This window comes from Paenibacillus barengoltzii G22, assembly GCF_000403375.2.
Taxonomy (GTDB): Bacteria; Bacillota; Bacilli; order Paenibacillales; family Paenibacillaceae; genus Fontibacillus; species Fontibacillus barengoltzii.
This window is the reverse complement of record NZ_KE159655.1, coordinates 485,201-498,497: the sequence shown is the minus strand read 5'-3', so window position 1 is coordinate 498,497 and position 13,297 is coordinate 485,201. Positions and strand designations below refer to the sequence as shown.

Genomic DNA, 13,297 nt, shown 5'->3' with positions numbered 1-13,297 from the left:
GAATTGCATTCTGGCTGACTTTATGATGAAATTTACGAAGATGGAGTAAGACAAGAGAGGGGAGTCCCATGAAATTAAGAGTATCCGCTGTCCAATATCATTTGCATACGATTGGCAGCTTTGACGAGTTCGCCCGGCAGGCCGAACACTATATCAAAACCGCGGAGGAATTCAGCGCGGATTTCGTGCTGTTCCCTGAGTTTTTCACTACGCAGCTGATGTCGATTGGAACACCGGAGGGGAGAGCATTGACCATCCAGGAGCTGCCGGATTTCACAGAGCAATACCGTAAGCTGTTTAGCGGATTGGCTCGTCAGACCGGCATGCATATCATCGGCGGGACGCATGTGCTGCGCAAAGGCGACCGGCTGTACAACGTCGCGCATCTGTTCTATCCCGATGGGCGAATTGCGGAGCAAGCCAAGCTGCACATTACGCCGACCGAGGTGACGGAATGGAACATGACGCCGGGCGACGGTCTGGAAGTGTTCGAAACCGACAAGGGTAAAATCGCCATGTTGACTTGCTATGACATCGAGTTTCCGGAGATCGTCCGGATGGCGAAGGCGAAGGGGGCGGACGTGATTTTCTGTCCATCCTGTACGGACGATCGCCACGGCTTCCACCGGGTACGCTACTGCTGCCATGCGCGAGCAGTTGAGAACCAGGTATACATCGTCACTACGGGGACGGTCGGATCGCTGCCAACGGTGGACTTCATGCGGGGCAACTTCGGGCAGGCGGCAGTCATCACGCCAAACGACGTTCCGTTCCCACCGCGCGGCATTCTGGTGGAAGGCGAGATCAACGACGATATGATCGTAACCGCCGATCTCGATTTGGAGCTGCTTTATCAGGTTCGGGAGAAAGGCTCGGTGACCACTTGGCGAGATCGTCGGACCGATCTGTACACCGATTGGAACTAAACCAAGCCACACAGGTTGTCCATGGAGGAGAGACATGATGTATCGGAAAGAATGGTACGTGTTTAATGATCAAGGCCGGCCGGTGCCGGCGGTCATTCGGAACTACGAAGAGAAGGATTTTCCGGGGTTGATCCGCATTCAGCAGGAGAGCTTCCCGCCTCCTTTTCCTTCGGAATTATGGTGGAACGAGGAGCAGCTCCGCAACCATGTGCGGTTGTTTCCTGAAGGCGCGTTATGCGTGGAAGTCAACGGGGAGCTGGTAGGCTCGATGACCGGGCTCAAGGTCGATTTTGACCCCGGCAAGCCGGAGCACGCCTGGGCGGATATCACCGATGAAGGGTACATCCGCAACCACCGGCCTGATGGAAATACTCTGTACGTTGTAGATATCAGTGTTCGTCCGGCTTATCGGAAATGGGGCCTAGGCAAGTGGTTAATGCTGTCCATGTACGAGTTGGTGGTGCAGCAAGGCCTTGAGCGATTGCTGGGCGGCGGCAGAATGCCGGGCTATCACAAGTATGCAGAGGAAATGACGGCGGAGCAGTATCTCAATGCCGTTGTGAGCGGTGAGCTGAAGGATCCGGTGATCACCTTCCTGCTGCGTTGCGGCCGTACGCCGGTCACGGTCGTGCGTGATTATCTGGAAGATGAGGAGTCACGGAATTACGCCGCATTGATGGAATGGAGAAACCCGTTTCTCCAGCGCAATTTTAAATAGGAGGCAATGTACCTTTATGGAATACATCCGAATTACGAATATTCAGGATCCTTTATTCAAATCGATGCATCAGCTGATGCAAAACGTGTTCCCGCCAGAAGAAGTGCTGGAATTCGATTTATGGAAAGAGCCGCTGGAAGACCCCGGCATTCGCGTCTTTGTGGCGGTGCACGAAGGTCAGGTCGTTGGGGCGACGGAGTATCGCTATTATGAGGACTTCAACGTGGCGATGACCGACTTCACGATTATCGGCCAAGCTGGGCTGGGTATCGGGCGGTTCCTGGCAGATCATCGGTTGCGCGATTTACACGCATTAGCCGAAGCGAACGGCAAGAAGCTGCGCGGTATGTTCGCGGAAATCTACGATCCTTACCGGGTGGAGCATCACGAATTCGGCGGCGTGAAGCCGATGGATCCTTATGTACGCCGCGAAGTCTTGTCCCATCTCGGATATATGCGCCTGGACTTCCCGTACGTGCATCCGTCCTGGAACAATGACGGAGAAGCGGTCAGCGGGCTCGACCTCTGCTTCCTGCCGATGGACGGCAACGAGGACAGCCTGGAAACGGCTTTGATCGTGCAATTCCTGGAGCGGTATTACACGGTGTTGCCGAACAAGCCGCAAGCGTGGTACGACATGGTGGAAGGCCTGAAAGCGAAGGATCGCATGAAGCTGCTGCCGATTTAATTCAGGAAGGGAATCCATCTTCTGATCCACACTTTCATTGTTATCCCGTTGCTTCAGCAACAGAGGCGGTACCCGTCATTGGACAGGTACCGCCTTTTGTGTGCCTTTATGGAATCACCAGTTATTTCCCGAAACCCGGATCACATTGAAATTCGGCGTTTGATTCTCGCCATAGATGGCCGTGATTCCCGGATTGTTGACCGTAACATTGGTGAAACGAGCTTCGCCAACCACAGGTCCTTGACCTTGTTCGGCTCTCACGACCAGCTTAATGCCGTAGCGGGTTGGGTTGTTAATCGTGATGTTCTCCAGCCGTACGTTCTGCATGGGCAGATTCTCCGGCGATTTGGATTGGAACATCAAGCCGAAGTATACCGGGTTATTAATGTCCACATTTTTCACCAGGATGTTCTTGAAGTCCCGGTCACCGCCGAAGAACCAGATTGCCCCGAAGTTTTGATAATCGTTAATTTTGTCGTCCGCCCCGACACTGGTCCAGAAATCACCGCCAGTGCGATCCAGCGTAACACCGTCGATCACCGTATCCTGATCTCCGAAGCCCAGCGTATTATAGCCGAAGCTTAAGCTGCTGATGGTCACGCCAGGATACGTGAGCGTATCTGCGCCGTACAGGTTCTGAAACAGGTTGTTCTGACCGCCGTAGACGGCGAAGGCGGCAGCCCGGCGTACGTTGACGGCGGTGAGGTTTGTGTACTTGTTCCCCACATTGTACGAGCCGCCGGCGTCAATCGCACTAAACAAGGCGAAGGCGTCGTCCCCCGTACCGCGGGCATAGTTGTTGTCAATCACGTTGTAGGAAGAGCCGTTGGTCATGTTGATGCCGTCGGCGAACATATTTTTGATCCGATTATTCTTGAAGGTATTGTAGGAAGAGTTCACGCCCCAGTACAGGCACACGAAATGCTCCGCCCAAATGTTCTCAATCGTCACGTTCTGCATGCCGTTCCCGTCAATGAATTTGCCGGGGCCGTCCTGACGGTAGACATAGTTCCCCCAGGCGGACAAGTCCTTGATGGTGGATCCGTTAGCGGTGGAGCTGATGTTAAATCCAACGTCGGTGTTCGTTTGGTTTTGCGGTGCAATCAGCTTGGTATGCCAAGGACCGGCGCCAATGATTTCCGTTGCCCGACCATACAGGAAAATCTTCGATGAGATCGTCCACTCTCCAGCCGGAATGAAAATCCCTTGCTTGGACGGATCCTGACGGAACTCGTTCAGCGCCTGCTCAATCGATTTCGTACTCGACACTTCAACATATTTGCTAGGATCCGGATTGGAGGCTGGCGGCGCTACGTTCTCCGTCTCGATCATATCCACGTAAATCCAAGGAACGTCCCCCGCATCCTTCTGGATTCGAATCTTCGTTCCAGCCGGATAGACTTGGTCCAGCAAGAGCTGGGAGTCTTCGTACAGCCAGTAAGCCTTGGAGCCGGAGTTATTGTACCCTAACTCTCCAAGCGTGGAAGGTGTGGCATACACGTAAGCGAATTTGGAGGACACGGTAAAATTGCCTTGATCCACACCGTTCGCATAGATGCTGATCGTACCGGTGGTATTCTCGGCTACGGCGCTGCGGAGCACGAACGCATTGGCCGGCTGAGTCAGCGTAAATTCCACGTATTCGCCGGTAGCATCCAGATAAACGGCTGAACGTCCAGAGGCTTCACCGGCAAAATCACCCGGCGTAAAGTTTGGCGCCAGCCGCGTTCCATTGGTGCTGTTCGAAGGAGCTTCGGCCTCCAACACAGTAAACGGCATGTTCGCGCCGCGACCGGAATATAAGCTGACGGTGCTGCTGTTGTTATCCCGCTTCACAGCGACCTCGTTAGCATCGTCTGCTACCGTTGTTGTTACCGTGTAGCTGCCGTCCAATGCAGTCCATGTTCCCATCGTCACATTGACGGATGCTCCCGGAGCCAGCGTCCCGCTATACGAACCGTTTAGCGTGCGTACGGTTGTTCCCGAGCCGTTCTTCAGTTCTAAGGTGATGGGGTGCGCGCCGCCGGCGGATGCGATGGTGCCTTGGTTTTTCAGGTTCACGGTAAAGGTGACAGTCGTACCTGCGCTCGGATTCGAAGGCGTCCAGGCTGGCGTCGCGATCAGATCAGAGCTTTGTACCTGGTGAATTGTCAGCGGCGTGGGATGGGTGTAGGTGTTGTTGGCTTCATTGGTTTCAAGGACCGCGTTGTTCTCATCCACCTTGGCAATCACGACGTACGAACCGGCGTCTTTGGCGCCCATTGTTGCGGAGACGTTCGTCGTAGCTCCAGGGGCAAGCGCACCTACGGGAGCTGTACCTACCAGAGTGCTGCCAAGGTAGAAGTTCACATTCGTAGCGCCGGATGCAACAGTTCCTGCATTGCGAACCGCAGCCGTCAGCGTAACGGATTGGGACTCATCCGGTGTCGTCGGCGACCAGGACAGGTTGGATATGGTCAGATCCGGATTGGGTGCCGGTGTGCCAAAGATCTGGAACTCCGCGACCTGCCCGCCGGGGGCTCCGGAATTGGCGGTAAACCGCAGCTGCACTTGGCTCACGGTGGCGCTGACCGGAATGGTGACGGTGTTCTGGGTTGCCGGATTAAAGGTATAGGAAGCGGCGGAGACCAGGTTCGTAAAGGTGGTGGAATTTTGGTCATGCCCCAGCACTTGAATCGTTTGCGTTCGTGTTGCCCATTCGCTGGAAGGGTTCAGTTTCAGGACAATCGACGTGATGTTGGCATTGGCCCCCAGGTCCACGGTGAGTGTGCTCGGATGACCGTTGCCCTCCCAATAGGTCGAGACATCGTTATCGTTGGCATTGTCGGCCACATAAATATACGTCGAGGAGGATGCGGTAATCGTCTTGCCGATGGCGAGGTTGGTTCCGGCCTCTCCGCCGGTTCCGTTTCGCGTCACAGTATTGCTTGGCGGCGAAACGTTGCCGGCTGCATCCTTGGCGACGACATAGTAGGAGACGGTAGTACTTGCTGGCTGCGAGTCGGTGTAAGTCAGCGTGGTTCCGCTGACACTGCCGCGAAGCTGACCGTTGGCGTAAATGTCGTACCCGGTTACGCCTACGTTATCCGTGGCGGCGTTCCAGGTCAGCTTGATTGTGCCAGAGGTTGGCTGGGTGAAGGCCAGGTTGCTCGGCGCCGTTGGCGGCTGCGTATCAGCGGAGCTTCCCTGCGTAAATTGGATCCAGTTGATATTAAAATCATATCCGCTGGCATAGACGCGAAGGGTTTGCGTTCCGGCATTGAGCGTTACGGTGGCCGTTACGGTCTGCCAGTTTTGCCATCCCCCGGTGTTGGGTACGGTCGTTGTAGCCAGCGTGGTTGCGCCGGATTTCAACTGGATTTCGCCTGTACTTGCATTGCTGGCAACCCGGTATTCGACGGTATAGGTGCCCGAACTAACGACGTTGACATTATAGTCCATCCAATCCCCGACATGAATCCAGCCGACGTTCAGCCCGCCGCCTGTATCCGTGGTGGGTTCCGTCTGAATGCCGTACATCGCAGAGTAATTTTCCGCCTCAATCTTGCCCGGAATCGCGGAAGGTGCGGCTGGCGAAGCGCCGTAGACCTCCACTTCGGAGAGTTGGCCCGCCGGCCAGACGGTATTGGCCGTAATGTGAATCCGCACGTAACGAACGCTGGCAGCTGCAAAGTTGATCGTCACCGTATTTCCCGAAGCCGGGTCAAACGTGTAGCTGGCGGAGGCTTTCAGATCGGTGAAGCTCGCCCCGTTGGTGCTGCCTTGTACGGATAAGGTTTGCGTCCGACTTTCCCAACTGGAAGGCAGCTTTAAGATGACTTGATCAATTTCTACTGTATTGCCGAGGTCGATCTGCACCCACCCGGGTAAAGCGTGATTAGTGCTTTCCCAATACGTACTGGCATTGCCATCCGTGACGTTGGAGGCGTGATAAACATCGGCATGCCCGGATTCCGTCGTTGGCTTGCCTGCAGCCAGATTCGCCCCTCCTGCCGCCTGAACCGGTGCGGACCACCCCATTGAAGTAAAGAAGGTTGTGGCGAACATCGCGACGATACATATCCATGCGATAATGCGTCTTTGGCTGTTCACGTCATGCATTCTCCTTTCAGATTTGAAGATTTCTCCCTTTCTTACATCTGGCAGAGTTGTCGTGGTGAGCCTCGCTGCATGGTTAACTAATTCTGTTTAATATACCAATGTAAGCGATATCACAAAAAGGCGTATTCCCCCCTCTTCCCAAGGATCGGTATAAGTCCCGCACTTCCATCGTAAATGAGGAATCCTTTCCAAATAAAGGTGTAATTCTATGGAAATGGTGTGCAGGATTATGGTTTTGGACAAAAAAAGAGACCGCCCGTCATTTCATTGACCGGGCAGTCCCCGCTTAAGCGATTGAGGTGCTTTACGCCAACCGCATTTTGAAATCTTCATAACCAAACTGATGTAAAATTTCGCAATCGCCGTCCTTATGCTGCAGGACGAGCGCCGGCAACGGCATACCGTTGAAAGTGGTGTTCTTCACCATCGAATAGATGGCCATATCGCCAAACACCAGGCGGTCGCCCGGCTTCAGCGGCTCATCAAACGAGTAGTCGCCGATATTATCCCCGGACAGGCAGGTTGGTCCGCCCAGCCGATACGTATACGGCTTCTCGCCAGGTTCGCCCGAGCCAAACAGCGGCGGACGGTACGGCATCTCCAGCACGTCCGGCATATGGCAGGAAGCCGAGGCGTCCACGATGGCGATATCCAAGCCATTTTTCATCGTATCCAGCACCGTCGTGATCAGGTAACCGGCGTTCAGCGCCACCGCTTCACCTGGTTCCAGATATACTTCTAAGCCGTATTTGTCCTGCATCCGCCGAATGCACGCTTCCAGCAGCGGAATATCGTAATCCTCGCGCGTGATGTGATGGCCGCCGCCGAAATTGATCCATTCCATTTGCGACAGCCATGGACCAAACTTCTCTTCCACCGCGTCCAACGTCGTGGCCAAGTCGTCCGAATTCTGCTGGCACAAGGTATGAAAATGAAAGCCAGAAATGCCATCCAACAGCTCCGGACGGAAATTCTCAATCGTTACGCCAAACCGCGAGCCATATGCGCAAGGGTTATAGATATCGTGGCCCACTTGGGTTGAACATTCCGGATTGATGCGCAGACCGACTTTTTTGCCAGCCGCCAGCACCCGATCGCGATATTTCTCCACTTGGGAGAACGAGTTGAAGATCACATGATCGCACAGCTCGATGATTTCGTCGATTTGATCCTCTCGGTAGGCCGGGGCAAAGACGTGATTCTCCTTGCCCATTGCCTCGTGGCCAAGCCGCGCTTCATACAAGCCGCTGGCCGCCGTGCCGCTCAAATATTTGCCGATCAGCGGGTAGGTCGTGTACATCGAAAATGCTTTTTGCGCCAAAATAATTTTGGCCCCCGTCCGCTCCATAATTCCGGCCAGGATCTTCAGGTTTTGCTCCAAAAGTTTCTCATCGACCACGTAACAAGGTGTTGGCAGTTCCTCGAAGCGCATATTATCTAACGTACTCCGTTTCTTTGCGCTCTTCGGCGACTTCCTCTTCCGGATAGGCATCTACCGGTACCGGATTGAAGCTTTCTTTCCAAGGCAGGCCCCACTTGTTCAGTGCATCCATGAATGGATCTGGATCGAACTCTTCGATGTTGTAGACGCCCGGTTTGTTCCAAGTGCCGTTGAGGATCATCATCGCACCGATCATGGCCGGAACACCCGTCGTGTAAGCTACGGCTTGAGAGCCAACTTCTTTGTAGCATTCTTCGTGGTCGCAGACATTGTACAGGTAGTACATTTTTTCTGTGCCGTCTTTTTTCCCTTTGAAAATGCAGCCGATGTTCGTTTTACCCTTCGTGCGCGGTCCGAGCGAAGATGGATCCGGCAGGACGGCTTTCAGGAACTGCAGCGGCACAATTTGCTTGCCTTCGAATTCAATCGGCTCGATGGAAGTCATGCCGACGTTTTCGAGGCATTTCAGGTGGGTCAGGTAGCTTTGACCAAATGTCATGAAGAAGCGGATCCGTTTGATGCCCGGAATATTCAGGGCCAGGGATTCGATTTCCTCATGGTGCAGCAGGTACATATCTTTCTCCCCGATTTCCGGGAAGTTGTAGACGCGTTTGATTTCCATCGGCTCGGTTTCGACCCATTGGCCGTTCTCCCAGTAGCTGCCCTTCGCAGACACTTCACGGATGTTGATCTCCGGGTTGAAGTTCGTCGCAAACGGATAGCCGTGGTCACCAGCGTTGCAGTCGAGGATGTCGATGTACTCGATTTCGTCAAAATGATGTTTTAGTGCATAGGCGGAGAATACACCCGTTACGCCAGGGTCAAAGCCGCTGCCCAGCAGTGCAGTAATGCCGGCTTTCTCAAAGCGCTCGCGGTATTCCCATTGCCATTTGTATTCGAATTTCGCCGTATCTTCCGGCTCATAGTTCGCGGTATCCAGGTAGTGCGTTTTGGTTGCCAAGCAGGCTTCCATGATCGTCAAATCTTGATACGGCAGAGCCAGGTTCATCACGATGTCTGGTTTCACTTCGTTGATCAATGCGATCAGCTCGTCGACATTGTTGGCGTCCACTTGAGCTGTCGTGATTTTGGTTTTGCCGCCGTCCAGCTTCGCTTTCAGCGCATCGCATTTCGACTTGGTGCGGCTGGCGATGCAGATTTCTTCAAATACCTCGCTGTTTTGCACGCATTTGTGGATCGCTACGGAAGCCACGCCGCCGCAGCCGATGATTAATGCTTTTCCCATTTGTCCATCTCCTACCTTCTTTAAAATTTGACAAGTGCTGTGAAACGTAAAAAAAGCAAGTGATTGAACGCATAACCTGCGCATCACTTGCTTCTGATATAGTCAATATTAAGAAATGCTCCATCACAACGGACGAACGCCCGTCTTCATCGCCGCACGAAATGACTTCGCACGAACGCACGCTCCGGAATTCTTAATATTCAATATATCATGTTTGATCAGAGTCTATTTAGCAAATAATTCGCCTTTACCACTCTTATTGACCGTTTCACAAGTTGATGTGCATTATGCACTGGTTGTAAAGTAACCAACTTATAAAATTTGAGCTTTTAACTCAATCAATAAGGCAACTAAGTTGCCAATCGGCATTTGACCCGGCTGTCCGTATGGCCTTAACTTTCCGAAGAAAGTGGTCAAAAAATTATCTGCTTGGAAAGACTCGCGATATATTGAATACAACCTTTCCAAAAATCATGCTCCTTAATATTAGCAGGAACTGATTCGGAGGGCAATAGTAAATTTAAAATATTTTTTTGGTAAGCGAGGGACTTGTTTACGGTTTGAGTTTCGTTTCGCAGTTTCGATTGGAGTCTCGATTGGAGTTTTGCTTTGAGTGTCGTTCCGAGATTTGTTCCGAGTGTCGCTTCGAAATCCGTTGAGTGTCGCTTCGAGTGTTGCTCCTAGTGCCAAGTGTTGCTCATAGTGCCAAGTGTTGCTCCAAGTGTCGCTAACGCTTACCAGGCGTCTTATTTGGCGAAAAACAGGGGGGCTGGCGTTCTAACGCTTGTCAGCGTGCTTATTTGCGGAAAAAGCGCGGTGAAATGCGGAAAATGGAGTAAATAGAGTGTGTGGCAAGCGTTAGATTTGGAAATCGGCCATTTTGGCGGCAATAGCGTTTGTCACAAGCGTTAGACTTACGAGAGGTGGCACCACGATCAATAGGTCGCAAAGAGGCAGCATTCGGCGATCAATCTGTCGCAGGAAGTGGTATCGCGTTCAATCCACCGCAAGAGCTGGTATCACGTTCAATCTGTCGCAAAGGCTGGCATTACGTTCAAACCGTCGCAAAAGGCGTTATCCTGGATCAATCGTGCGTGAGCGGTATCGCGAAGATAACCGTTGCAAGTGGCAGCATCCTGATTACGTTATCGCGAGGGCCAGCACGGCACCCTGAACAATCCGCCGCTCCACCGCGGCTGGCCCAGAGCTTCTTAACTCTAGGATATCTTTAAATTGACGTGAATCAAGGAAAGCCCCTGGAACCCGAGTTACGATGAAGCCATCGATAACCGAAAGGGGATATGTCCAATGATCACCGTTAAATGGAACGTAGAAGAGTTAACCTGCCCAAGCTGCATCAAGAAAATCGAAAGCGCGCTGTTGAAACAACCGGGGGTACAGGAAGTTAAAGTGTTATTCCACTCTAGCCAAGTGAAGGTCCGGTTCGATGAGAACCTGGTGCAGGAGGAGCCGCTGCAGAGCATGCTGGCGAAGCTGGGGTATCCGGTGCTGGCGGGGGGAGGGCATGGCGATGGCCAAGCCTCGTAAAGCGGCGGCGCTGTTGGCGTCGGGGCTGCTACTGGCCTTGGCGGGGTTGTTTCACCTCCTGGGATGGGAGGTGGTTCGAAGCGTCGCACTGCTGCTGGCCTCGGCCCTATCCGGTTGGTCGATCGCTGTCCGAGCCTTTCGATCGCTCCGCATGCGCGTCTTCAGCATCGAGCTATTGGTGACGATCGCGATGATCGGGGCGGTTATCCTCGGCGAATACGTTGAGGCTGCCGCGGTGGCCTTCTTATTCCGGCTCGGGGCATACCTTGAGGCGATCACGTTGGGCAAGACGCGCTCCGCCTTGAAAGCCTTGATCGATCTGGCCCCGGCGGAAGCCCTCGTCCTGCGGGACGGCGTTCAGGTCAAAGTGCTCGCGTCCGAAGTGGTGCGCGGGGATCGGGTGCTTCTGCCGTCCGGCAGCAAGATCGCGGTCGACGGCCAGGTTGCTTCCGGCCAAGCCCTAGTTAACGAAGCGGCGATTACCGGCGAACCGGTACCCGTCGGTAAGCAGGTCCGTGACCGGGTGTTCAGCGGAACGACCGTGGATACGGGCTACCTGGAAGTCATTGCCGAGCAGGTCGGGGAGGACACGACCTTTGCCAAAATTATTGAGCTGGTGGAAGAAGCCCAGGAATCTAAGGCGAAGATGCAAAGGTTTTTGGACAAGTTCGCTTCCTACTATACGCCGGGGATGCTGCTGTTGGCGGTACTGGTGTTCCTCGTCTCTCGGAATCCCGAGCTCGCGCTGACGTTTCTGGTGATCGCTTGCCCGGGGGCTTTGGTGATTGCCGCGCCGGTCTCAATGGTTGCCGGATTGGGAAACGGCGCCGCAAACGGCTTGCTGATCAAAGGCGGGGAGGTGCTGGAGAACCTGGCCCGGGCGGAGGTAGTTGCGTTCGATAAGACTGGGACATTAACGGAGGGGAACCCTTCCGTGGTTGCGGTACACACCTACGGCGGCGTGCAGGAACGCGAGCTGTTGGAGCTGACGGCTGCAGTGGAAGCGGCCTCGGAGCACCCGCTTGGACAAGCGATTGTAAATGCGGCAAAGGCTCGGAAGGTAGAGCCGGCGGATCGACCGAAGCAGGTGGAGGTACACAAAGGAAGCGGGATTTGCGGTGAGGTTCGTGGACAGACGGTTCGGGTCGGGAAGCGGGAGTGGTTGGAGCAGCAAGGCGTGTCCATAAGCAAGGAGGTATGGGACGAGGCAGAACGTCAAGAGAAGCGCGGGGGTACGGTGGTATTTGCCGCGGTTAACCGCATGTTGATTGGCGTTATCGCCATCACAGACCCGATTCGTGCCGAAGCGAAGGAAGCGATCCAAGGGCTCAAGCGGCAAGGCGTGAAGCGGGTGGTGATGCTGACTGGCGACAATCGACATGTGGCTAGTAAGGTTGCGGATCAGCTGGGGGTGGATCAGGTGCACGCCGGGCTGCTTCCAGCAGATAAGATGGCGTTGATTCAGGAGTGGAAGCGGCAGGGCTACCGTGTGGCGATGCTTGGCGACGGCGTCAACGACGCGCCGGCGATCGCCGCCGCGGACATTGGGCTGGCCATGGGAGGCACGGGGACGGACATTGCGATAGAAACTGCGGATGCGGTCATTATGGCGGACCGGCTGGATAAGCTCGTATATGCCCGCCAGCTGGCGAAGCGCACGGTTCGCAATATGAAGCAAAACGTATTCTTTGCCATCGTGGTCGTGGTTCTGCTGCTGGCGGGGGTATTAACGAGGCGGATTTATTTAGCCTCGGGGATGTTTATTCATGAGTTCAGCGTGATTTTGGTGATTTTGAATGCCCTTCGCCTGACACGGCGCGGGTGGGGTTCCAGTATCGACCGGGACATGCTTCGGATCGCGGATCTAAGACGATAATTACAGATGTCTCAACCGCTCCAGGATATCCTCTGGATCAGGACGTTTCATGTAATCCGGTTCCACATAGGCGGAGCGGATGATACCCGACTCGTCGATCATAAACGTGGACGTAATCGGCAGAATCCAGCGATTGGTGGCATTGTATTCTGCCAGATCCAAGTTGAATTTGTTCAGGAAAATGTCCTTAATATAATCCGGTACGTCGTACAGAATATTGTAAGCTGCGGCGACTAATCCGTTCGTATCGCTCAACACCTGAAATTCGAGCTCTTCCTTCTCTTTTTGCGTCAATGTGTTGTCTGGGCTTTGCGGGCTGACAGCGATCAATTGGCCGCCGATCGACTCGATTTGCGGCAGTACCTTCTGGTACGAACGCAGCTGCATATTGCAGAACGGGCACCAGCCGCCACGATAGAAGGTCAGCACCACCGGACCCTTGGCCAATTCGTCATAAAGATTCACGGGTTGCCCCAGCGTGTTATTCAAGGTGAAATCCTTCGCCTTCTGGCCCACCTCCAGGCCAAATGCCTGGCCTGCTTGCTGCTGTTCAGTAATCAAGCGGTTGATTTCGTTATACACATCCGCTGGGGAATTTGCGACATACTCTTGTCTCATTTGTTCCAATTCTTGTTTGAACGTCATCTCTATACACCTCATTTTCGTTGATTACGGCGGCCCATATTTATAGCGTACGATTGGCGAAGGGTTGATGGGATTTCCGCTATTTTTCTGGAGTGAACACTCCATTTC

General features: G+C 53.9%; 9 protein-coding genes. 5 read left to right on the top strand and 4 right to left on the bottom strand.

Translation table 11 applies throughout. The features are described 5' to 3' along the window. Window positions 1–68 precede the first annotated feature (68 nt). From C812_RS20010 to C812_RS20000, 3 genes are read left to right on the top strand one after another with little or no spacing between them, the layout of a single operon-like run. Window positions 69–926: a carbon-nitrogen hydrolase family protein gene (locus tag C812_RS20010; RefSeq protein WP_016314468.1), complete on the top strand. Its 858-nt coding sequence runs from the start codon at window positions 69–71 to the stop codon at window positions 924–926. Between the two features lie 37 nt (window positions 927–963). After that, a complete protein-coding gene (locus C812_RS20005) occupies window positions 964–1,644 on the top strand; it encodes a GNAT family N-acetyltransferase (RefSeq protein WP_028538442.1) in 681 nt (226 codons plus the stop codon). Window positions 1,645–1,660: 16 nt separating this feature from the next. Beyond that, window positions 1,661–2,332 (top strand): GNAT family N-acetyltransferase, encoded by a 672-nt coding sequence (locus tag C812_RS20000; RefSeq protein WP_016314466.1) that lies wholly within the window; start codon window positions 1,661–1,663, stop codon window positions 2,330–2,332. Window positions 2,333–2,446: 114 nt separating this feature from the next. Here C812_RS20000 and C812_RS19995 read toward each other — a convergent pair whose 3' ends face one another. The 3 genes from C812_RS19995 to C812_RS19985 form a co-directional block, all read right to left on the bottom strand. Next, window positions 2,447–6,433 carry a carbohydrate-binding protein gene (locus C812_RS19995; RefSeq protein WP_036626030.1) on the bottom strand — a complete coding sequence of 1,329 codons (3,987 nt, stop codon included), beginning with the start codon at window positions 6,431–6,433 and terminating at the stop codon, window positions 2,447–2,449. A gap of 304 nt (window positions 6,434–6,737) precedes the next feature. Then, the gene (nspC, locus tag C812_RS19990; protein WP_016314464.1) at window positions 6,738–7,865 is read right to left on the bottom strand and encodes a carboxynorspermidine decarboxylase; all 1,128 of its coding nucleotides are present in this window, start codon (window positions 7,863–7,865) and stop codon (window positions 6,738–6,740) included. A gap of 1 nt (window position 7,866) precedes the next feature. Further along, window positions 7,867–9,120 (bottom strand): saccharopine dehydrogenase family protein, encoded by a 1,254-nt coding sequence (locus C812_RS19985; RefSeq protein ID WP_016314463.1) that lies wholly within the window; start codon window positions 9,118–9,120, stop codon window positions 7,867–7,869. Between the two features lie 1,308 nt (window positions 9,121–10,428). Here C812_RS19985 and C812_RS19980 point away from each other — a divergent pair. Beyond that, entirely contained in the window at window positions 10,429–10,668 is a 240-nt protein-coding gene (locus tag C812_RS19980; protein ID WP_016314462.1) for a heavy-metal-associated domain-containing protein, read from the top strand. Beyond that, window positions 10,652–12,544: a heavy metal translocating P-type ATPase gene (locus tag C812_RS19975; protein ID WP_016314461.1), complete on the top strand. Its 1,893-nt coding sequence runs from the start codon at window positions 10,652–10,654 to the stop codon at window positions 12,542–12,544. The genes C812_RS19980 and C812_RS19975 overlap by 17 nt, the downstream gene beginning before the upstream one ends. Here the strand turns inward: C812_RS19975 and C812_RS19970 are convergent, their stop codons facing one another. Then, window positions 12,545–13,189, bottom strand: a complete 645-nt coding sequence (locus C812_RS19970; RefSeq protein ID WP_016314460.1) for a peroxiredoxin-like family protein — start codon at window positions 13,187–13,189, stop codon at window positions 12,545–12,547. Between the last annotated feature and the right edge of the window lie 108 nt (window positions 13,190–13,297).